The 23,264-nt window shown below is 52.0% G+C and carries 16 protein-coding genes; 11 read left to right on the top strand and 5 right to left on the bottom strand.

Going from position 1 to position 23,264, the window contains the following annotated elements:
* Positions 1 to 185: 185 nt before the first annotated feature.
* The gene (locus AC0QH1_RS09455) at positions 186 to 989 is read right to left on the bottom strand and encodes a hypothetical protein (RefSeq protein ID WP_324630824.1); all 804 of its coding nucleotides are present in this window, start codon (positions 987 to 989) and stop codon (positions 186 to 188) included.
* A 374-nt stretch (positions 990 to 1,363) separates the two neighbouring features.
* Between AC0QH1_RS09455 and AC0QH1_RS09450 the strand changes: the two genes are divergently transcribed.
* From AC0QH1_RS09450 to AC0QH1_RS09410, 9 genes are all read left to right on the top strand, one after another.
* Positions 1,364 to 3,724, top strand: a complete 2,361-nt coding sequence (locus tag AC0QH1_RS09450; RefSeq protein ID WP_324630823.1) for a glycoside hydrolase family 31 protein — start codon at positions 1,364 to 1,366, stop codon at positions 3,722 to 3,724.
* A gap of 135 nt (positions 3,725 to 3,859) precedes the next feature.
* The gene (locus AC0QH1_RS09445) at positions 3,860 to 4,621 is read left to right on the top strand and encodes a hypothetical protein (protein ID WP_324630822.1); all 762 of its coding nucleotides are present in this window, start codon (positions 3,860 to 3,862) and stop codon (positions 4,619 to 4,621) included.
* Between the two features lie 672 nt (positions 4,622 to 5,293).
* Positions 5,294 to 5,461, top strand: coding sequence for a hypothetical protein (locus AC0QH1_RS09440; protein WP_324630821.1), 168 nt, complete (start codon positions 5,294 to 5,296; stop codon positions 5,459 to 5,461).
* Between the two features lie 129 nt (positions 5,462 to 5,590).
* Positions 5,591 to 5,758 (top strand): hypothetical protein, encoded by a 168-nt coding sequence (locus tag AC0QH1_RS09435; RefSeq protein ID WP_324630820.1) that lies wholly within the window; start codon positions 5,591 to 5,593, stop codon positions 5,756 to 5,758.
* 105 nt (positions 5,759 to 5,863) lie between these two features.
* A complete protein-coding gene (locus tag AC0QH1_RS09430; RefSeq protein ID WP_324630819.1) occupies positions 5,864 to 6,715 on the top strand; it encodes an Npun_R2479 family HD domain-containing metalloprotein in 852 nt (283 codons plus the stop codon).
* A gap of 91 nt (positions 6,716 to 6,806) precedes the next feature.
* Positions 6,807 to 7,337, top strand: a complete 531-nt coding sequence (locus tag AC0QH1_RS09425; protein WP_324630818.1) for a gluconokinase — start codon at positions 6,807 to 6,809, stop codon at positions 7,335 to 7,337.
* A gap of 185 nt (positions 7,338 to 7,522) precedes the next feature.
* Positions 7,523 to 7,660 carry a hypothetical protein gene (locus AC0QH1_RS09420; protein ID WP_324630817.1) on the top strand — a complete coding sequence of 46 codons (138 nt, stop codon included), beginning with the start codon at positions 7,523 to 7,525 and terminating at the stop codon, positions 7,658 to 7,660.
* Positions 7,661 to 7,794: 134 nt separating this feature from the next.
* Entirely contained in the window at positions 7,795 to 8,982 is a 1,188-nt protein-coding gene (locus AC0QH1_RS09415; RefSeq protein WP_324630816.1) for a baeRF7 domain-containing protein, read from the top strand.
* Between the two features lie 413 nt (positions 8,983 to 9,395).
* Complete coding sequence (locus AC0QH1_RS09410; RefSeq protein WP_324630815.1) at positions 9,396 to 11,090, top strand: alkaline phosphatase D family protein; 1,695 nt, start codon at positions 9,396 to 9,398, stop codon at positions 11,088 to 11,090.
* A gap of 100 nt (positions 11,091 to 11,190) precedes the next feature.
* Here the strand turns inward: AC0QH1_RS09410 and AC0QH1_RS09405 are convergent, their stop codons facing one another.
* Positions 11,191 to 12,003, bottom strand: coding sequence for a PHP domain-containing protein (locus tag AC0QH1_RS09405; RefSeq protein ID WP_324630814.1), 813 nt, complete (start codon positions 12,001 to 12,003; stop codon positions 11,191 to 11,193).
* Between the two features lie 547 nt (positions 12,004 to 12,550).
* On the bottom strand, positions 12,551 to 12,802 hold the full coding sequence (locus tag AC0QH1_RS09400) for a hypothetical protein (RefSeq protein ID WP_324630813.1): 252 nt from the start codon (positions 12,800 to 12,802) through the stop codon (positions 12,551 to 12,553).
* Between the two features lie 616 nt (positions 12,803 to 13,418).
* Between AC0QH1_RS09400 and AC0QH1_RS09395 the strand changes: the two genes are divergently transcribed.
* A complete protein-coding gene (locus AC0QH1_RS09395) occupies positions 13,419 to 13,721 on the top strand; it encodes a hypothetical protein (protein WP_324630812.1) in 303 nt (100 codons plus the stop codon).
* A gap of 63 nt (positions 13,722 to 13,784) precedes the next feature.
* Here AC0QH1_RS09395 and AC0QH1_RS09390 read toward each other — a convergent pair whose 3' ends face one another.
* Both AC0QH1_RS09390 and AC0QH1_RS09385 read right to left on the bottom strand, forming a co-directional pair.
* Positions 13,785 to 17,750 carry a PAS domain S-box protein gene (locus AC0QH1_RS09390; protein ID WP_324630810.1) on the bottom strand — a complete coding sequence of 1,322 codons (3,966 nt, stop codon included), beginning with the start codon at positions 17,748 to 17,750 and terminating at the stop codon, positions 13,785 to 13,787.
* 1,095 nt (positions 17,751 to 18,845) lie between these two features.
* Positions 18,846 to 21,401, bottom strand: a complete 2,556-nt coding sequence (locus AC0QH1_RS09385) for a penicillin acylase family protein (protein WP_324630809.1) — start codon at positions 21,399 to 21,401, stop codon at positions 18,846 to 18,848.
* Between the two features lie 320 nt (positions 21,402 to 21,721).
* On the opposite strand from AC0QH1_RS09385, the gene AC0QH1_RS09380 reads away from it, so the two are divergent.
* On the top strand, positions 21,722 to 23,185 hold the full coding sequence (locus AC0QH1_RS09380; protein WP_324630808.1) for a carotenoid oxygenase family protein: 1,464 nt from the start codon (positions 21,722 to 21,724) through the stop codon (positions 23,183 to 23,185).
* Positions 23,186 to 23,264: the final 79 nt, after the last annotated feature.

The raw sequence follows: 23,264 nt of genomic DNA, 5'->3' as shown, positions 1-23,264 counted from the left end.
TTCCCAAATTTAACGCTTAATCTGGTGGGTCAGCCGTTTTTTGTCGCTTCCGCCTCCAAATTGCCTTTCCAGGTCATCGGTAAGGGTGCAAATGAGTTTGCTCCCCCACTGACCCTTTCAATTAATGACCGAGGACTAATGACAAATGACCAAGGACTAATGACCAACGACCAATGACCAATCAATTATTTAGCGCTGGGATAGACTCCTTCGGCAACAAAGACCGGGCGATCGCTAAATTCAGCTTCTAGCTGTTCTTGCACGTCTAAATCCCAAGTTAATTCGTATTCTCGTTCCAAGTCAGCCAACACGAATGTACGCAATTCACCGGTGAGGACAACCTCTTCGCCTGCTTGCAGGGGTTGTCCCGCACCCACATTGACGATCGCCAGATTTTCTTCCTCGAGGGTAAATACATTCGGACCGACAATTTCTGCGATTTCACCCTCCACCGCCAGGGGTTGGTCGTAAAACTGGGCGGGATTTTCGACTATCTCTTCCGGTTCTGGGGCTAATACGATAGACTGGGCGATAATGGTGGGTTTGCCTTCCCAGTCGGAGTACATCCCTGCATCCCAATCAATGCCCAATTCATTTTCCATATCACCGCGTGCTAAGTTGCGAACCTCGCCGGTAACTTGCACTTCAATCTCGTCATCTTCGGGAAGCACAAAGGGGTATTCCGTGGCATTGATGACGAGAATTTCTTCACCGCCAAACAAGGTGTCGTCGTCCATTAAAAAGGAAGTGGGATAATCTCCCGTGTCTTCCACATCTCCTCGGATGCTCACGGTTTGACCGATGAGTTGCTCAGCAGATTGGGCGACTTCTTCTTGCGTCACGTTGGATTCTTCGGCATTTTCGTAAGTTTCTGGCTCTTGCTGGTTACAAGCGGGCAACAGCATTGCCATCAATGCTAGGGCGATCGCGCTGGTGCGAAACCCTCCGATGCGAGGCAGACCGTTTTTTCGAGAGAATCGGTTTAACATATTTTAAGTTCCTCCGTATTAAAATTCAGTCTGGCAAACGATCGCGCTTTTTTGGAGCGCCCATCGCCAGTGCCACTGATGTCTGATGTCGAATAAGTTGCCTCGTGCCATCAATCAGCACAAGGTTTAACTGCTATTCTATATTCTCATTGTAGACACAGGGATGCCGCGATCGCCTCTGTCGATGGAGTAGCCTCTCCTCTACCTAAAGAGGTATTTTTGCAGGGGCAGACAGGGGAACCCGGGCGGAAAGAGGCTCTCCCTCGGGGTTCCTCGCCTGATGGGCGTTTTGTATAGAGAGCAACCAATTGCATGGCTGGGTGATATCCTACGAAGGAAAGATGATGAAAAACAATCACCCATCGAACCATTCTATGCCACAATATTTCGGAAAACTTCCAAGCAGCCCACAGCCCTGGAACGGTCTGGATGCAGTACAATCGGTACAGCCGTCTGGTCGCCAGATTTATTTTGACTGTGGCGGCCCGCAAGTGGCGATCGCAGTGCTGGCACCGAATTTAGTGCGCGTGCGAATGTCCCCCACCGGGGAATTCATGCCCCGTCGGTCTTGGGCCGTCACCTTACCAGACGAAGCATGGCCCGAAACCGACTTTACCCTGGAGCAAACCGCCGATGTCGCCACTCTCCAAACCGCCCGAATGGAGGTTGGCATCAATCTGAACCCGCCTCGGATTACCTGTCGCAACCCTCAAGGTCAACCGTTCGCCGCCGATACGGAGGCGGGGATGCGCTGGCGCATGGGAGCGATCGCCTGCGCGAAGCACATCGAAGCGGAAGAACACTTCTATGGGTTCGGGGAACGCACGGGACTGCTGGACAAACGCTCGAAAGTGGCCACAAACTGGACTACCGATGCCCTGGATTATGGCGTCCTCACCGATGAAATGTACCAAGCCATTCCGTTCTTTATGGCCTTGCGTCCGAATGTGGGATATGGTATATTTCTCAATTCCCCCTTTTGGAGTCAATTCGATATCGGTGCGGCACAAGCAGGGGTCTCGAGTATGGAAACCCGCGCCGATGAACTGGATTACTATATTATCTACGGCCCGGAACCGGAACGGATTCTCGCTACTTATACCGAGCTGACGGGACGAATGCCGATGCCGCCGAAATGGGCGCTGGGCTATCATCAGTGTCGCTGGAGTTATGACTCCCAAGCGGAAGTGCTGCAGTTGGCGCGGGAGTTTCGCGATCGCCGCATTCCCTGTGATGTCATTCATCTGGATATCGACTACATGCGCGGCTATCGCGTCTTTACCTGGAGTCCGTTTCGCTTTCCAGATCCGGCGGAAACCCTCGCGCAACTGCAACGCAATGGCTTCCATACGGTGGCGATCGTGGACCCGGGGGTGAAGTACGAACCGGAAGCGGATTATCCCGCGTTCGACGCGGGATGTGCGGGGGATTATTTCGTCCGCAAAGCCGATGGGCAACTGTTTCACGGCTATGTCTGGCCGGATAAAGCCCTGTTTCCCGATTTTCTCCGCCGGGATGTGAGACACTGGTGGGGGGAGTGCCACAAATCTCTCACCGATGTGGGCGTGGCGGGGATTTGGAATGATATGAACGAACCGGCAATCGCCGATCGCCCGTTTGGCGATAATGGCGAGAAAATTTCTTTCCCCCTGGATGCCCCCCAAGGCCCGCCGGAGGAACGTACCACTCACGCGGAAGTCCATAACCTCTACGGTCACATGATGGCAAAATCCTGTTATGAAGGGTTGCGGCGACACCGCCCGGAAAAACGCTCGTTTGTGCTGACGCGATCGGGCTTTGCCGGCATTCAGCGCTGGTCTTCGGTATGGATGGGGGACAATCAATCCTTGTGGGAACATCTGGAAATGTCGCTGCCGATGTTATGCAATATGGGCCTTTCTGGCGTGCCGTTTGTGGGCTGCGATATCGGCGGGTTTGCGGGCAATGCAACGGCGGAATTGTTCGCGCGCTGGATGCAGGTGGGTATGCTTTATCCCCTGATGCGCGCCCATTCGGCTTTGGGTACGGAACGTCACGAACCTTGGTGCTTCGGCGAGGCGCAAGAACGTATCTGTCGCGAGTATATCGAATTGCGCTATCGCCTGCTACCCTATATTTACAGCTTGTTCTGGGAATCGGCTACCTCTGGGGCACCGATTTTGCGCCCCCTGCTTTATCATTTTCCCCGCGATCGCCAAACTTACACCCTCCACGACCAAGTGATGCTCGGTCCGTTTTTGATGGCGGCTCCCGTTTACCGTCCCGGGGTCACCTGTCGGGCGGTGTATTTGCCCGCCGGGGTGTGGTACGATTGGTGGACGGGGGAGCTTCACAAAGGCCCGGGCTATATCTTGGCCGCTGCTCCCCTGAACCGTATGCCGCTTTACGTGAGTGCTGGGGCGATAATTCCAATGGCTCCGGTGATGCAGTATGCAAACGAACGCCCCCTGGATGCTCTTCGGATCCGCATTTGGCCGATAACTGGCCCGGAAACTCTGCACAAAACCTTTGTCCTTTACGAGGATGACGGTGACAGTTTTGCCTACGAACAAGGCGATCGCTCTACCATCACCTATTCAGTCACCCAAGACGAACGACAACTGGTGGTGGAGATTTCTGCCCGGGATGGCAACTGGATACCGCCAAAGCGTGAGATAATCATCGAAGCGATCGGCATCGGCGAACAACGGTTTGCAGACGATGGCTCCCCCCGTCAGCTTCGGTTTATCCCCTGACGGTTTCCCTGACGGTTTCCCCCAAGGCGGGGACAAGGGCAAGGGTTCTCCTTCACCCTTTCCCCCCTCTTGCCGCATTCCTCGCCACAGTGCGATCGCTTTTCCCCTATCGTCGATCCCCTGAATTCCAATCCCATGTCTCAATTGATTGCCACTATCCCGGTGTCTTCCCAACTCGAGGCGATCGCGCGTCTCGTGCAAGCTCTGCCCATTAAAAAGTTTAAGCTCGACCCCAGCAAAAAGTTGGGGACTTATGTGGAGGGGTTCGTGGATATGGTCAATGCCTCAGAAACCCGCAAATTGTTGCACACTGCAATTGTCGATCGCGAGGCGATCGGAGTGAGTCAATTGTTAACCCTCCTTTGGCAACAAGTAGAAGCGGATTTCGATCGGTTGCCGACCAAAACCTTTCGAATCGATCCCCTACATCCATTTCATCAATCGGCTACCTTATTTATCGAAGAAGTTTATGTGGAATTAAACGATGTAATTTCTCTGATTCATCGCTTAGAACCGCAACTGCAGGTGATTGAAACTCTGATTTTACAGGCTCTATCTCAGTGCATCGCTCTCAAACAACAGCAGATTTCTACCCCGGAAAACGCACTTGCTTCCCCGAGGGAAACTCTGCCGGAATTATTGGGCAAAAAAGCTGAGGTGGCTCGCGCTACCCCTATCCGGGAACGGGCGATCGCTGCATTGCTCGACTCCGAGGCTCTGGCAGAATTTTCCCCGCTTTTAACCCCGCAGGTTCGCGCTGTGGTGGATTGCAAAACCGCTGCCTCTTGGTGGATCGCGAACGAACCCCGCATTTTTAGAGCCATTTTACTGCAGATTAATCACGCCTTGGATGAGGTTGTGTTTTCCCAATCTGCTATCTCCCATTCTGCGGATTAATGGGCGATAATTCTCAAAAAAAATACCCACCAATGTAGGGGCGGGTTGACAGCAAGTTTCTAGATTGGGGATGAACTTTCCTGAACCTGCCCCTCTATTCCCCCCCCCACGGAAAACTCCCTATTTTGACTCTACCGGGTTGGCAACCGCTCTAGGGCGATCGCTCCCACCACTGCTTTAGCTATTACCCCGCTAACGCCGGTTGCCAGCGATCGCAGTATCCGCGATTGGCTAACTGTTCGATTTCAGTCACGATAAACACTTTTTTCTGCATGGGGCAGGTTTTCGTTCCTCTGTGTTTACAAGTTTGACAATTTTGCATTCCTCAAAGCGTGCCGTTTGGCACTCGACTACAATTCTCACACTTTCTAGATTAACAAAGATTCCTACCTTTTTCTGTGTTACCTACGCTACGGTAAGGTAAATTGAAATATTTTTTTACACTTTTCTCAGTCTTCTTTCACCGCTGTTGCCTCCCTTGCATGGGTTTACCGCTTTGAGGCGGTGGAGTCTTCCACTCCCTTGCCGGAAAGCGAGCTACAATTAACAATTAACAATTAACAATTAATAATTAACAATTAAATCTCGAAAGTCTCCCCCCGGGGCGGATTGCAAGTTAAATACTGACAACCGTTAATGTTTAACTTTTCGATTCTCAATTCTCAATTCTCAATGCTCAATTTTCCCCGCAAAGCGGGTGGGCAATGTCCCGCCGAAGCGGATAGAATAAAAATAAATACAATTTTCTCTTGCATTGGCGATCGCGAGACATCCCTCAATCGAATCGGTGGTGGCGAACCTGCATTCCTCGACCCTCGCACTGGGGGGCGATCGCGGTAGTCACCATAATTTACACAATAATTGCAGGGATTTATCGCAAAAAAGCTCCGATTGACAAGGGGTGTAGAATTCTACAAGATTGCAAACCTTTGCAATTTTCTGTGGTTGGCTTGCAGAGTTTTCGGGAAGGTGGCACCTGCTGTGGTGCCAGGGATGGCGGGGGTGCTGCGTTCGCGCCAAGCCAGCGTGCCAGGGAAAAACGGCTGTGAGTGCGATCGCGATCGCACCGGATGCCCCGGATCCGTCACCTCAACTTTCCGATTTCGATCGCCAGATTGTCTGGTAGCGATCGCCTAGCCGTATTAACACTTATCACCCGCTACTACCGATCGCGATCGCTTCAATTTTCAGCCAAATCGGAGAAAGTAGAATTAGCAATTTCAATCGCACAGATGAACTCAAATGTTTAATGCAACCGCACTGTTAATGAATTCATTCGTTCCCCGACTGCAGTCAGGATATCGGCGAACCTATGGGGGTTACAAGTCGCACTATTCAGAGATTATCGCCTGGGCAGGAGGCATGGCTCTAGAAAACATTGCCAACAGCGATGCCCTTTATCATAATGTGGAACATACCATTTTCGTCACCTTAGTCGGACAAGAAATCTTGCGCGGAAAGCATATCCGCGAAGGGGGCGTTTCCTGCGAAGATTGGCTGCACTTTATTATTTCCCTATTGTGCCACGATATTGGGTATGTCAAAGGCGTTTGTCAGCAAGACATACCGACGGAAGGATTGTATGCCACGGGACGCGAAGGCATGAGGGTGTCCCTGCCTCGCGGGGCTACGGATGCCAGTTTGACGCCTTATCACGTCGATCGCGGAAAACAGTTTATCCAAGAACGCTTTGGCGGTCACGGACTGATCGATGCGGAACAAATCAAGCGCAATATCGAACTCACTCGGTTTCCCGTCCCCAATGATAAAGACCATCAAGACACGATAAACTACCCCGGGTTAGTTCGCGCTGCAGATTTAATCGGTCAGTTGAGCGATCCGCGCTACTTGCAAAAAATCGCCGCCTTATTTTATGAATTTGAAGAAACGGGTCAAAATCAAGCCTTAAACTACCGCACTCCCGCAGATTTGCGTCACAATTATCCCAAATTTTTCTGGGGCGTGGTTTATCCTTACATCGAAGATGCCATCAAATATTTAGAGCTGACCCAACAAGGAAAGCAAGTTATCGCCAACTTAACGGCAAATGTATTCCGGGTAGAACACGAACATAGTTACAGCGCGATCGCCTAGGGCGTCGGGGTCGTAGCGGTTTCCCGCGTTGCTACCCGGGGGGTGGCTAACGCGGGTTTTTATTGCAGTTACAGGAACGCAGAGGAAATCGATGGTAAACCAGGAGAGATTCGCAGAAAACACCACCATCGCGATCGTTATGGGGGTATCCGGTTCCGGGAAAACCACAGTGGGCCAGACTTTGGCAGCGCAATTGAATTGGCAATTTAAGGATGCGGATGATTTTCATCCCCCCGAGAACCGAGAGAAAATGAGTCGGGGAATCCCGTTAAATGATGCCGATCGCCAACCCTGGTTGCGGGCAATGCGTCAGGCGATCGCCACCGCCATCGCACAAGGGCAAAACCTGGTGCTGAGTTGTTCCGCCCTCAAAGCTGCCCATCGCCAAACCCTAGCCGATGATTGGGATGCGCTCAAGTGGATTTACTTGCAAGGGTCGTTTGAACTCATCCAGGCCAGAATGAATCAGCGCCAGAATCATTTTATGCCCGCCGAATTGCTCCAAAGTCAATTCGACACCCTAGAACCCCCCGATCCGCAAGCGGCGCTTTATGTGGATGCTGCCTTACCCGTGACGGCGATCGTGCAAGAAATTATCGCCAATGCGATCGACATTCCCTAGACTGGGCAATGCCCACCATTTCCCTACCCCGGGGTATGCGATGCGATCGCCAGGGGTGATATAATCATCGGTGAAACACAATGCGATCGCGCGGGCAGCCTCGTTAAGCAATATGCGCATTGCACATAAGCCCTGCCTGACGCCACGGCTTCATTGTACCCGATGCCCATTTTTTTGTCAACCCCTTGCCACAATTTAACCGCGAGGGCGGGGGAGGAGTGGGGGGAGTGGGAAAGACGCGCCGGGAGAAAAGGGGCGATCGCGGCGATCGGCTCAGAGCAGGTTTCTATCAAAAGAAAGATGACATGCAAGCCGGGTTTTGATGAAATATTAACAGGCACTTGTTGAGCGTTTAATGGCTCACCTTAATAGAAAAGTCCATTTTCATCGGCTTTATCGTTCCGGTGGCGATGGATTTTTCGCATATTTTGTTTTGCAAACATAGGAGACCGAATTTATGGATTTTTTCTCTAAAGATGAACTTAAAAACTTGATAGAAAACACTCAAACCCCTTGCGTGTCGATTTACATGCCCACTCCCAAGCGCGGGTCAGAAACGCAGCAAAGTCCGATTCGCTTCAAAAACTTGATGACAGAGGTAGAGCAGAAATTAGACGCGATCGGGATTCGGGTTTCCGATGCGATGGAATGGCTACAGCCCGTCAAGGATCTGGATACCCCCGACTTTTGGGAGCACCAAGAGCATGGGTTGGCAATTTTTGCATCTCCCGATCGCTTTGTTTACTATCGGGTGCCATTGGAGGTGGAAGAACTAGCGGTGGTGGGCGATCGCTTCCATCTCAAGCCCCTGATGCCCCTGCTGACCAAAAACGGACGCTTCTTTATCTTGGCACTGAGCCAACATAACGTGCGACTGCTAGAAGCAACCCAGTATAACGTCCGGGAAATGCATGTGGAAGATGTGCCGGAGAGTCTGGAAGAAGCGCTGCTGTATGACGAAACAGCTAAATCCGGTCAGTTCCGATTTTTCACCTCCCGAGGCGGAACCCGCAATCCCGCGCAGGAAAGGGTGTCCCACGGACAAGGAAGCCCCGATCGCGATAAATTCCAACGGGATATCGCGCAATATTTCCACCAAGTCAATGAGGCGATCGCGCAAAAGCTGCACGATGAAGACGCGCCCTTGGTATTAGCCGGCGACGAGTCGATCTTGCCGATTTACCACGAAGCGAACAGCTATTCCCACTTGCTGGAAAAAGGCATTGCAGGCAATCCGAAATTGCTCAAACCGGAAGAACTGCAAAAATGGGCCTGGCAGGTGGTACAGCCGGAATTCGAGCAGGCTTATCACGAGGCGGTGAGCAAGTATGAAGAATTAGTCGGTTCCCCCGAGAACCACGAAGCGTTTAGCCAACTGCAAGACATCGTGCCGGCGGCATATTACAAACGGCTGGATTCCTTGTTTGTGGCGGTGGACCGACATCAATGGGGACAGTTCGACCCGAATACCAATACCGTGGACATCCACGAGTCACCCCAACCCAATGACGAAGACCTGTTAGATTTCGCGGCAGTTTATACCTTCTTGAATGGGGGAACGGTTTATGCCGAACCGCGCGATCGGGTTCCCGGGAATGCACCGGTAGCGGCGATCGCCCGCTATAGTGTGGCGGCTGCCCAGTAGCAGAATCGGGCGATCGCGATCGCAATAACCAGAGATAGGGGGACGGCAATGCCGTGCCCCTAAAACATTTGGGGGATGTGCAATTGAAGAACTGACGAGGTTTTTTTGTCCGGCAGTGGCTTGTAGGGACGGGAACGGGGATATTACGTGCGCCACAAGGATGCGATCGGGAAGGGGGAGGAAATATGGGCATTGCGCGAGGCACGCAGGGTGAGGATGGGGTCGGGCGAACTCCGTAGATTCGATTCGGGTTGATTTTCCCACCCCGGGATTAAATTCTCAATTTTCAATTTTCAATTTTGCCGCAGGTGAAAGAATGGGTCGGGGGTGGGGGTCGTGGATGAAACGAGATCGCATAATTTCCTCCATAATAAAGGCATTTGCATTTCTAAATTTTCACCCGGAGGTTAGCCGTGACGCAGAACAATCTTAAATTCTACGATCCGCAAAAGCGACCTTGGCCCAATCCGCGCTTAGATCGCGGGAGCATCATCGGACATACCACCGCGTCTAGCGTGCGCCTGTGGTTCCGGGTTTCCGAGGCGGGGAGGTACTGGTTGGTGGTGTCTCGGGATCCGATTCCCACCCAGGGGATGCCGGATGTGGTGCGGGAGAACAACCGCGAGGAGTGCCGAGTCACGTCATCCAGGGGTCAGGTGCCCGGGACGCAACCTTCGGAAACTGGGGACGGAAGGGCGATCGCCACAGCCACAGAAAGTCCGATTCCCCTACAGATCGACCGCGATCGCGACCTAACGGTGGTGGTGGATATCGAGGATTTGCAATCCGATACCCGGTACTACTACGCTTTGTTTCAGCCCAACCGCGAGATGCCCTGGGAATTGGGCCATGAAGAGCCACTGTCATTTAGAACCTTTCCAGAGCAAGCCACAGCCGTCAACTTTGGCATTTACAGTTGCCACATGCCCTATGAAGGACACAAAATCGCGCAGATGGAGATGTGGGATGCCTTTTACCGAGAACTGTGCGCCGCCGATGCGCGATTCATCCTCGCCACGGGAGATCAGGTGTATGTAGATGGGGAAAAAGAGCTGAGTATTTGGGAATGGCTGCGACAGAACCGACATCGCAATCCCGATCGCGCGCAGATGGTGGATTGGTATCGAGATATATACCGGGGATACTGGGGGTTTTCTGCCCTCCAGAAAGTGTATCGCCGCTTTCCCACCTATATGATTTGGGACGACCACGATATCGTGGATGGGTGGGGGTCTTATACGCCGAAAGAACTGGCCGGCTTGCTCGATCGCTCTTGGGAACTGCGGAATTTAAACGAACAGTTGCGTTTGGCGGGAGAAATGTTCGAGGCGGCCAAACAGGTGTATGAAGAATATCAACATTCCCACAATCCGCCTACAGACTCCGAGGCCAACCAGTTTGACTATTCCCTTAATTACGGCAGGTATGCCTTTTACATTTTGGACATGCGCGGGCATCATAACTATAACCGAGCCGAACTCCGCAGCCTGGGTGTGGAGCAATGGATGCGGTTTGAAGCGTGGTTGAACCAACAATATAACGATCCGCCTCGGATATTGTTTATCATCTCCCCAGTGCCAGTGGTTCATTTCAACAGCTTTGCGATTAACGAAATCGACTTGTCTTTTATGGGATATCAAGACGATCAGCGCGATCACTGGGAACATCGAAGCAACTGGGACGAACGCAATAAACTGCTGAGTTTGGTGTTTCGGTGGTCGCAACAGACCCAGGGGAAGGTGATTTTTATCAGCGGTGACGTTCACGTTGGGGCAGCGTTTAAAATCTCTCATCCCGATTCTCCCGGGGCGAGAGTTTTCCAGCTTACCTCCAGTGGGATTACTTATGCGGATCTCAGTCCCTTCGCTCGCCGGGTGTTGGAATTCGGGGTGCAAAAAGACGGGGTACTCGGCGATCGCAAAGGCAATGTTCCCTATCGCGTCCGCAATTTAGCCCTCTGCCGGCATTATAATTTCGGCATCGTCCGCCTCGCGGACAAAGACAATGGCGATGTGGGGGTGATTTACGATTTGTTTGGGGGCAAACACGATCGCCACGGTACTTTTGAGGTGTACAAAACTCGTCTGGATTTGGATGCCATTTCCTAGGGTGGGGGAGTCCTATAGATGAGAAACCGGGTTGGTTCAGAAAAACTGTCCGAATGAGCCACTTCTGAGCGCGAGAAACCCGGTTTCTGGTCTTCTCTGTCTAAGACGCCGCTGTTTTCAGCGCCTCGAGCAGTTGTAAGGGCAAATTGAGTTGATTGAGAGTTGTGCGTTCCTCCCCTTTTGAACTCGGCCCGTGATAGTCGCTCCCGCCGGTTATCAATAAATTATATTCAGCGCATAAGCGTTTTAAATGTGCCACTTGGAAGGGGGTATGAGTGGGATGATACACTTCCACCCCCATTAACCCCGCCTCTACCATTTCTGCCAAAACGGTTTCGATGTCGCCGCCTCGGAAGAGATAGGGATGCGCCCAGACGGGAATTGCGCCGCAATTGCGTAACAAGGCAATGCCTTCCTGGATGGAGAATTTCTCGTAATGCACGTAGGCGCTTTTCCCCTCGCCGATCCAGCGATCGAAGGCTTCTTGGGGGGTTTGCACGTAGCCGGCTTTCACCATTGCGGCGGCAATATGGGGGCGTCCGGGGGCCATCCCGCCTTGCATTTCCGGCAATTCGATGGGATATCCCAACTCGGCGAGCTTTTCGACCATTTGGGTAGCGCGGCGAAACCGTCCCGCTCGGGCGTCGCGCAAGGGGGAGTCGAGGCGCTGGCGATCGGGATAGAATCCCAGGATATGCAGGGAACAGCCATTGTGGACGGTACTGAGTTCCAGTCCCGGGACGATTTCTAGGGGATAGGGGGCGGCGGCGGCGATCGCTTCGTCCCACCCCGACACCGTGTCGTGGTCCGTGATGGCTAAGGCGCGCACGCCGGCACCCACGGCTCGTTCCACGAGTTGCGTCGGCGTGAGGGTTCCGTCGGAATAGGTGGTGTGGCAGTGTAGTTCTAGCATAATTGTTTTGACCTGTATTTGCGAATCGGATGAGCGAGTTGTTTATAGATCATTGTAATCTGCTGCGAATCCACCCACATTCTGCCGGTTTATTTCTATTCTCCATACATTGGGGGGCTTTAAAAACTTGAACGATTTTCCCCCTCAGCGTTATTGCCCCAAATATGCAATTCTAAATGTTTTCAGCAGTTATACCATTTTTCCATAGGGCGGGCGCGGGTGGGGTTCTCCCTAGCCCCCGTCAGAGACGCGATAAATCGAGGGTTCTACCCGAGGGGATCCGTGCATCATCTCGAGTTAGCTGTTCGCCATTGAATTGGGTTACGGTCGTTCTTGAGCGGTTTGCGCGATGGCGATGGCCACCCGCTTAACGGTCAGAGTAGGGTCTTGAGTAGCGGCTCAACCCTAGTCAATTCGCGATCGCCCTATCTGACTTGCGAAATGTAAGATCAATTTGCGGCACGAAGACTTTTTTCACAGGTGCAGCCAATAGCTCCCGTGCCACTTGGGAGAATTGAGAGCATTCGATTGCGGTGGGATGGCCCGCTCAGGGGTTTTTTACCAGTTTTTCATGGGGTTTTAGGGAAGAGCGACGACGGAACAAAAAGAGTTGAGCTTCTCGAGGCCAAAAACTAATCTGGGGCACGTTACCTACAATTAACAACCAGCGTCCTTCTTCTAATTCGAGCAATTTCCATCGGTCGGTTTTTTTGCGCGGTAAAATCCACAGTTTTCCTTCCGGGTCGCGATGGAGATTAAATCCGAGAGTTTTGGCTTGAGTTAACAGAGAATTTGTCATAAATGTTACCTTCTGGTTGAGTACAACAAACCAGGATGCTGTTACGTTTGCGATCGGAGCCGCGATCGCCTAGGAATCCCGAGCAAAATTGTGCCAATCGAATTCCTTTGACTCTCTGGCATTATTGTGAATCCAGGGCAGCAATTTCGTCAACCCTCGATCGGGGTATTGTGCGGCTAATATGACATCGGTCTTGCCAAACCGTCACCCAGGGGCAGAGGGGAGGTTGTCATCTTGGGTGCCGCCCATTTTTCTGCGGGAATCTGGGGTTTACGTTATGGGCGAGCGGGTTTTAAATAAATTTTGTTTATAAGCTAAAATAAAGTTAAAGGGAGGAGAAAAAACCCTTGCCATTCCGGGGATTCCTTTGTGGTGCAAGCAGGGGTAGGGGCAAGACATCGAAACCCCGATTCAATTTCCGGAAGTCGGGTGGGTTCCGGTGGGTTCGTGCCCACCGCTAAACGTATAGTTATTGCGGGAGCAAATCGGCACTCGAGAAGGGTTTTTTTCGCCTTCCAATTGAGAACGAGTAAGTGAATAATCCGATGGCCAAACTCCTTAAGTCAAGGCTCCCGCTTTCCGTTCGATTAAAGAGTGTAAACCCAAGGTTAAAACGATGAAAATTTTATTAGCGATCGCCACTGTGGCATTGATTACTCCTCTATCCCTGCGTGGGGTTGCACGTCCCGGCAACAGTTCCCAAGAATTTTTTGAACGGGGACAGGAAGAATTCGAGCGCGAAATTCAAACCATTGCCGAAACAGATCCCATTGACGGGGCGATTTTAATTATTGACGAGTCGGTATTTCCCGAAGGAATGGAACATTTGTTAGAGGGAGAAGGGGAGGAAAGCGACGTGGAATCGAGCCAGCCGGTTTTCCCGAGGAATGACTGGGATTTTCGTCAGTTCGACTTTTAAGAGATTGGCTCGGTTCTTGCTGGGGACTGTTAATCGGATTCGGGAGGAGTGGCGATCGCGAGTTTATCCATTGTCCCGAAACAGAGTATCGGACCGAAGTAAATTCAACGCCGCATCGCGCTCGAGCGGTGGAGCGAAAAAGTAGCCTTGACCGTAGTCGCACTCGAGAGTTCGCAGGAGTTCGAGTTGTTGGGGGGTTTCGATACCTTCGGCGATCGCATCCATTCCCAGACTGTGGGCTAAGGTCACGATCGTCTGCACGATTTGGGCGCTGTCATCCAGTCCCTTCATATCCTTAACAAATTCGCGATCGATTTTTAAGGTATCGAGAGGGAGCTGATGCAAGCGAGACAAAGAGGAGTAGCCGGTGCCGAAGTCATCGATAGAAAGCTGAATTCCCAGGGATTTGAGCTGTTCGAGCATGGGTAAAGCGGAGGTGGGATTTTCCATAATCACACTTTCGGTAATTTCCAGCTTGAGAAATCGGCCTTCAATGCCGATCTCTCGCAAGATGCGATCGAGACGTTCGATGGTGCCCACTTGAGAGAAATTCACCCCGGACAAATTCACGCTCATCGTCAAGGATGCCGCCGCAGGATAGCGAGCTTGCCACTGCGCTAATTGGGTACAAGCTTCGCGCACTACCCAGCGGTCGATCGCCACAATCGAACCGGTTTCCTCCGCTAAGGGAATGAATTCTGCCGGAGAAACCCTACCGCGGCGGGGATGATTCCAGCGTACCAAGGCTTCAAACCCGGCAAGTTGGCGGGTTGAGAGGGAGACGATCGGTTGATAGAAGACCTGAAATTGCTCTAGGTCGATCGCCCGTTGCAGATCGGTTTCCAACTGCAAGCGAGCGATCGCATGGGCGTGCATGTCTCTGGCGAACACCACCGAACGACCGTGACCTTGTTTTTTGGCATAATGCAGCGCCGTATCGGCATCGCGCAGAATATCTTCCGGGCGGTGATACTCGCAGGTATTCACGGCGATGCCGATGCTCATGGTAGAGAATACCTCATGTTCCTCTAGGTTGAAGGGAAAGCGCATCGAAGAGTGAATCCGTTCGGCGATTTGTTGGGCGTCGCTGACATCGCGGATATTTTCCAGGACGATCGCAAATTCATCCCCCCCCATGCGCGCGAGCAAATCCGTGGGACGCAAACAGGCACGGAGACGTTGTGCGGTAGTGAGCAGCAGGCGATCGCCCACGAGATGGCCGAGACTGTATTTGATGGCGCGGAAGCGATCGAGGTTGAGCAATAACACGGCAAAACACGGCGAGGGCGAGGGATTTAGCTCGTCGGTGTCGGTGGTGGGGGGAACAGCCGTTTCGGCATTTATCAATTCGGCGAGGCGATCGCTCAAGAATGTGCGATTGGGCAAGCCGGTGAGGGAATCGAAAAACGCATAGTGTTTCAGTTGTGCCTCAGCGGTCTTGCGATCGGTAATATCGCGCGCCACCCAAATTGCCGCATGGTCGGACATGGGGGAAATTTTGGTGGCAAACCACACCACGCTGCCGTTGATAGGCAAGCTGTACTCGAATTCGCGGGTTTCCTGGGCGGCGATCGCTTGTTGGATATAGCCGAGAAAGCGATCGGCTAGGGGGCGATCGAAGACCTCATGTAAGGTTTTGCCCAGCAGTTCTTGGGGCGGTTCATAGAGCAAGTGGGGATTGGTGGGGGCGATTTTCAGATAGCGTCCTTGCAGGTCGATGGAAAAGATAACATCGGTCATCGCCGCAAACAGCGCCCGCAGTTCGGCTTCTGAGGCTTGCAGGGCGTCTTCAGCGCGCTTGCGTTCCGTGATATCCTGCACCATCGCCAGGAGACCGTGAAAGGAACCATCGGCGTGGAACAAGGCGGTATTATACCACTCGCAGATAATCGTTCTGCCGTCTTTAGTGAGATTTTTGTTGACGCTGTGAATCGGGACGCGATTTTCCACCAGTTGCTCCAAGATTTCCGCCACCTGCGCTCGGGCGTTGGGTGGCACGAGCGCCTCGTAGGACTCGCCGATAATTTCCTCGGCGGTGTAGCCGAAAATCCGCCTTGCTGCGGGATTCCAGTCGGTAAAGCGCCACTGGGAATCTACCACGATACATCCGCTGGGCATTTCGTTAATCTGCAAGCGCAGGCGATCGTGCAATTGTTTGGTTTGTTCGTAAAGCTGGGCGTTGAGAATCCCCATCGTACAGCGTTCGGCGGTGGTTTCTAGCAGGTGAATCTCGCGATCGCTCAGTTGGTGAAAGTTCCGCCATTCTACCTGTATAACCCCGATCGGATCGCCATTATGTTTCAGGGGGACGCCCAGCAGGGTGCAGACTTGCCGTTGGGCGATAAAATCACTGGTAATGCGCGGGTCTTCGGTGGCGTCTGGCACGTAAAGCGGATGCAGGGTGGCGGCAATTCGTCCGGCAAAGCATTCCCCAATCGCTACCTTGTAGGTGTCTAAAGCGTCGGAGTCGATGCCCACACTGGCAGACTGGTGCAGGTGGTTGTCTTCTTTTAATAAGATAACGGCGGCATCCGCTTGCATGACTTCTACAATGCGCGAGAGCATCACGTTAAATAGTTGGGACAGTTTTAAGGTGCTGGTACTATCAGCAGTGACTAAGCTGAGGGCGGTGAGGTCCTCGGTTTCCCGTTGCAGTCGGGCAATGAGTCGATCGCGTTCCCCTTGCAGGCGCTTGCGATCGCTGATATCGGCGAGAATCTCCATCGCGCCGATTATCTCTCCGTTGGCATCGCGCACCGGTGCCGCACTCAGATTGACAACGATTTCGGTGCCGTCTTTGCAGCGGCGTCGGGTTTCTAAATCGGTAAAGGTGGCTCCTTGGTTGAGACTGTCCAACCAGGCGAGAAATTGTTCTTGTTGCTCTGGGTTTTGGCGATCGACAATGGGCAAAACCGCTCCGATCGCTTCCCTGGCACTCCATCCGAATATCCTTGCGGCGGCGCGATTCCATATCAACACTTTTCCTTCTGGGGAAATCATGTCGATCGCCACCGGCGCTGCGCGAATCACCGCTTCTAATTTTTCTTTGGTTTCTGCAAGCGCGGTTTCTGCTTGGAAGCGATCGCTAATATCGCGCAAAATCCCGATTAATCCCATCGGATTCCCCTCGCTATCTCGATACACCCCTTTCGTGACCCAAAATGTCCGCTTCTTATTTTGAAATTCGGTCACTTTTTCGTAGGTTCTCGTTTCGCCACTCTCGATAATTTCTGCTTCGGTTTCTTGGATTTCGCGTGCCTTTTCTGCTCCGAATAAATCGGCATTGCTTTTGCCGATAATTTCGCGCATAGATTTGCCTAAAAGTATCGTTAATGCTGTATTTACTAGCAAATATCGCCCTTTTCGGTCTTTGACAAACACCGCATCGGTGGTGCCTTCAATGATGGCATTTAAAAGACTGTAGGTTTTGTGCAGCGCCGAAGTGGCCACCACGCGATCGGTAATGTCTTCTACCGTGCCTTCATAGTAAACTAACGTTCCTTTTCTATCCCGAACCGCCCGGGTGTTTTCTGTGGTCCAAATCCGCGTGCCATCGGCTCGATACACTTGAGATTGAAACCCCACAACGTTGCCGGTTTGTTGCAATTCCCGGAGAAATTCCGTTCGCCGATTCGGTTCGACGTTGAGTTGCCACCAGTTTAAATCGAACAGCTCTTCGGGGGCGCGATATCCGTAAATTTCCGCGAGGGCGGGATTCGCGCTGATATAATATCCCTCCGGCGTGACTTGATAAATGCCCTCGGCGGCATTTTCAAAAATGCTGCGATATTTGCGTTCCGCTTTTTCCAGCGATCGCAAGTTTAGGCGAATCAGCAGATACAGCAAGGCGCTGGTGAACAGTACAAATACCCAGCCTTTCACCGTCTGCCAGTGGGTTAGGGTGGTTGAATCGTCGGTTAGGATCCCGAGCACTCTGTCGGATAGTAAAATCCACAAACTGCTCAGCAACAGGTACACTAAAACAATCTGATAGCTGAGTTGGTGTGCGGAATGGCGATCGCTTTTCATAAGAGCTTTAATAGTTAACCTTGCGTCAATTAGAAGGAACTCCTCCAAAACAAGCAAGTATTTTTTTCTGTTTCCCTGACCCTCAAGAGCCAGGTTGCTTGTCTCCTGGCAACCCAATCGCGCGCAACCGAGTGCCAAGCCTTTTTCAACGGTGATGTTGAAAGATATGCTGGTGATTCGTTCCTTCCTTTGACATGGTTGTTCCGGCAATATTCTCAAACCCTTGGAATCAGCGGGTCCGCATCGGCATCGCGCAAACCCCCTCAATCCCAGTTCTTGTCACCGTGCCTCAAGCCTTCGGCATAGCTCTGCCCGTAGAGGCTCGAAGGGGGCTGAACGCAGGAAAGGGAGATCGCCTGCGCTCAGGGCGCTTGCGTCTCGCTCCCTACAGTTCCCCCATTTTAATGCCTAAGCGCTTACAGCAGGCTATCCCTTGTAAATCAATCAATCCCTTCTCCTTTCATTTCACAACATTTTTAAATTTTGATTCCTGCTTCTACTTCGTTTAAATCGCCGGGTTTATCCAATATTTAGGTGATTAGCCTATCCTAGGATTGGATAACATAAAGGGCCGATATGATAGCATGATTCCTTTTTTTAGCGTTGAGCAATTTTCTTCTCCTTGCCTCTTTTATCGCCACGAGGTAGCGGCAAAATTTTAATTCTCGTCTAATCTTACTGCAGATTTCTGTAAAATTCAGTTCTTTTGAGCTAAATTTCATTAAATTTTAATTTAGTTATAAAGTTATATGAAAGGACGGGCAAGGGAAAACCGATGCCATTCGCCAGAACCGCAGCCTCAACCGCGAGGGAATACAGAAAGACCAATTCTCATCCATCGCGCGATATAGAGGGGCTTGCTTGGCACTGATACCAATCAACAGCGGCAAGCGAGCCTTTATGGGGGAAACCGCATCAATCTCCCTGCCCGTTCCCAGCATGAGCTGAGAACGAGTCAGATAATCGCCCGCACAATAGATGGAAAACATGAGTCGGCGGAGGCTTAATATGTCTGCCGTGCGGGATTTCAATTCCCCCCTTTTTTTTCAGGCAATCCACCGAACCTTTTATCAAGCGAATCAACCGACAGGGATATCAGTGGCGCTGGGAGTGAGAGGAGGGGATTAAGGTGAGCGTTGCGGCGGCGTTGCTTGCCATCGGGTGATATTTTAGATTGCGCCACGGTTCGATTTGATCTTGATAGTGGCGATGGAATGCATGACCCGATTGCCCGGTGGAATTAATCGCCACCGATGCATTCAAATCGCTTAAATCGGCGATAATTCGCATTGAGGGAATCCAATTGACCTCAAACGATTTTGCTGCATCCCATGCCGTGGCATTGACAATCGCATTTCCGCCAGAAGTGGCAAAAGCACCGCGATTGAATATCGCTTCGATCGCGGGGATATTCGATTCTCCCAGACTTTTATTGCGAAAGGTCACGGGATGCAAATCTCCCCAACGCCACTGACTCGGATCGGGACCGAAGGTTTCTTCTAATTCTTCCACAGCTTTGACCAACGCATTCTCAAAGATATCGTCGCGAGTTTCCCGGGCGGAAGTGATTTGATTATCCCACCAAAAACTATTCGGTTCGCGGCGGATTAGTTTGACCACTTGCATCCAGCGATCGCCGCCATCGGGCCAATATTCCAGCGGTAAACTATCCTGAAAGGTTTCCGCGAGCAGATGCTTCCAAAACGCTTCAAACAACGCGGCTTCGGGTCGATCTATCTGGTTTTTCTCGTTCCAGTTAACCAACAACTGACGCGCCGTTTCTAAGCGGGTTTCGGAAAAAGACAAACTTCGGAAAATGGGCAATATAATTTCGGCATTCAGATTGGTATTGTCTCCCTGGAGTTGCTGAAAATCCGACAATTCAAACAACCGATTTGACTCGGCGATCGCTTCTACAATCCGTTTTGCCCGAAACCCGTAATCCCAATCTTTGGCAATGGAATAGGGAGCATCGCGATCGACGATCGCGTGATTGGCATTGACGATATATCCTGGCGGGGGATTAAATAGAAATGGCAAGTCTTCAAACGGTACGTAATCGGTCCATTCCGCCGCATTTTCCCGCCAACCCAGCACGGGATAACGTCCGTCGCCACGGCTGCGAATTGGCAGTTTTCCAGGCATCTGGAAGCCAATATTGCCCTCGATATCGGCATAAAGTAAATTTTGCTGGGCGATATCGAAAAACTGGGCTGCTGCGCGAAATTCCGGCCAATTTTGGGCGCGATTGATGTTGAGAATTGCCGAAACTAATCGGGCGGGTTCTAAGGCATTCCAGCGCAAGGCGATCGCGTAGTTTTCTGGTAGGTCGTTGCCGGGTAGCAAGCCTAATTGTGCCAGCTTAGGATAGGTATCGGAAATAATCGGGCCGTGACGAGTATAGCGCAGGACAATCGGGCGCGGATCTTCCCCAGCGATCGCGATCGTTTCCGTGACTTGTTCCATATCTACCCATTCCCCATTTACTTCATATTGGTCGGGATTATTCGGGTTAATTTTTTCCACGTACAGATCCATCACATCCGCCATTGCATTGGTAAATCCCCAGGCAATGCGATCGCTATGTCCGATAACGACCCCCACGACTCCAGGAAACGAAAACCCGGTGACTTCATAAGGACATTCCGCCGATTTCACCGTGCAATGCAGGCCATTTTCATACCAAATTGAGGGCATCTGTACCCCTAAATGCGGGTCATTCGCCAACAGGGGTTTGCCGCTGCGGGTTTTCTCTCCCGAAACCACCCAACTATTCGACCCAATTGCGCTGCCGGTTGGCCCGACTATCTCGTTAAGCGCGATAATTTTTTCCCGCACCGATTTCCAGGGATTTAAGGACATGTTATCCGAAAAAAAGCTGTTTTCTTCCGGCTGATTTTTGCCGGGGGAAATGCTTCTGTATTTGTTGCGATTTGGCGGGTTAAAATTTTTCACAATGACGGGGTGTTCTGCGGGATAAGGGGGGAATAATTCTTCCACCCGTTCTGGAGGAAGGGTATTGAGCAAAATCACCCGTTCGATTTCTTTTTGCATATTTTCTCCCAAATCCCACGCCATCACTTTTGACCAGGTGAGGGTGTGGAGAGGTTGCCAGGGTTCTGGTTGATAGTTGGGATTGAGAACCTTTAGCACCGGATATTCCAAACTGAGGTGAGAGCCTTTATGGGTGGCTAAATAAGCATTGACGCCTTCGGCATACGCTTGTAAGCTGGCCATATCTTCGGCGGGTAATATTTCTAATTCCCGTTCGGCAATTCGCGCCCATCCCAAGGTGCGTAAAAAGCGGTCGGTTTTCAGTTGCGATTCGCCAAACATTTCTGACAGGCGACCGGCCCCGAGATGCCGCCAAAAATCCATTTGCCAAAAGCGATCTTGGGCGTGGAGATAGCCTTGAGCGAGAAATAAGTCATGGGAATTATTGGCGTAAATTTGGGGAATGCCCCAGCGATCGCGGTAGACGGTGACGGTATCGTAAAGTTGGGAAAGTTGCACCACGCCTTTTTCTTGGGGCCAAGAGGCGCGAATCAGGTAGGTGGCACTTCCCCCCAGCAGCAGGGCCACGACTAGCACAATGACGCCGAGGATGGTAAAGAGTTTGATGGTAAAGAGTTTGCGGAAGTTTAGTTTCATGCGGAACAATCGATTGGTAGAATTAATTCAGAGAGAATTTTGAGGATAAGAGAGGGTGGCCTCTGCCCCGATAGAGTTGCGAGAATCTGGTCTCGGAAAAGGGCAGGTGGAACCTGGGCTAATTTTATCGCAAAATCGCAAAAAAAATCTTTCTTTGGGAATAGAAATTTGGGCTTGGGTGGTGCTACAATGAGCGGCGGGAGGAAGGGGATTAAATGCCTTCATTGACACCAGGAAGCTGACGTGGCGTCTTGGGAGTTTTATGGAGGCGATCGCCTTGCTTCGTTACCGATGTCACAATTGGATAGGCGGGTTTAGTGATGACAACAGCACCCCGGGTACAGCCCTCTCAAAAAGGATGGGCGAAAGCGATCGCGCGCATTCCCTCAGAATTTTCTCGCACGCCCCTGAGTATCATTTCCGGTCAGATTCCGGAAGGGTTGCGCGGCACCTTGTATCGCAACGGTCCGGCGCGCTTAGAACGCGGCGGCGAACCGGTGGGCCACTGGTTTGATGGCGATGGGGCGATTTTAGCCGTGCAGTTTACCGATGCGGGCGCTTCGGGAGTTTATCGGTTCGTGCAAACCGAAGGATATATAGAAGAATCCGCAGCAGGTCGGTTTCTGTATGCGAATTATGGCATGAAAGAGCCAGGGCCGATTTGGAATTACTGGATGCGCGTGTTTGGCGATCGCGCTGCGATTAAAAACTCGGCCAATACCTCCGTGCTGACCCTACCGGAAAAACTGTTAGCCCTGTGGGAAGGCGGATGGCCTCACGCCCTGGATTTGGACACTTTGGAAACCTTCGGACCGGATAATTTAGGCGCACTGCAGGGGAAAGAGACCTACACCGCACATCCGCAGCGCGATCCGCAAACGGGTGAGATATTCAGTTTCGGAGTGAGCATGGGGGCAAAACCGCAGTTAAATCTTTACAAAAGCGATCGCACTGGCAAAATTTGGCAAAAAGCGGCGATCGAACTCGATAGCGTGTCGGTTATCCATAGTTTCGTTCTCGCCGGAGAGTATCTCATCTTTTTCGTGCCCCCGTTAGAATTAAACCGACTCTCGATGCTGTTGGGGTTGAGCAGCTATAGCGAAGCGCTACAATGGCAACCGCGCCGGGGAACCGAGATTATCGTGGTAGACCGCGAAACCCTGCAGGTCATCAGTCGCAACCACACCGAACCCTTTTTCCAGTGGCATTTTGGCAATGGCTGCGTTGCGCCAGACGGAACCGCCATCCTGGATCTGGTGCGGTTTGACGATTTCGCACAAACCAATCACTACTTGCGGGAAGTGGCCACCGGGGAAACCCATACGCCCGCCTGTGGCACGCTGTGGAAAGTGCGAGTAGAGCCGCAAACCGCCCGAATCGTCGAGATGGAGCAAGCGATCGCGCGCCCCAGCGAGTTTCCCGTAGTGCGACCCGATCGCGTGGGGCAATCCTGGCGCTATACTTATCTGGCGCTCTACCGTCGCGAGGCGGATATTTCCCGGGAATTGTTGCAGCAGTTGGCGCGCTATGACTACGAAACCAATACCCTCACCGAAGCGGATTTAGGCGAAAATCGCTATGTGAGCGAGCCGATCTATGCTGCTGATGCGATCGACCCCGGGTTGGGCTGGATTCTGTCGGTGGTGTATGACAGCGATGCCGATCGCAGCGAAGTGTGGATTTACGATAGCGATCGCCTAGATGACGAGCCGGTGTGTCGCTTGGAATTGCCCGAAGTGATTCCCTTTAGCTTTCACGGCACTTGGAGAGCGGCGAAACGGTAATCTACCCTGGTTGTGGCGCAGGCGGAGCCTCGGGCCAGGCGTTCCCAGCAGATGCTAGATGCTGGGAACGAGTCACACT

This window comes from Phormidium sp. CCY1219 (assembly GCF_055795085.1).
Note: the sequence above shows the minus strand (reverse complement) of the source record. Positions and strands in the feature narration are given on the sequence as shown.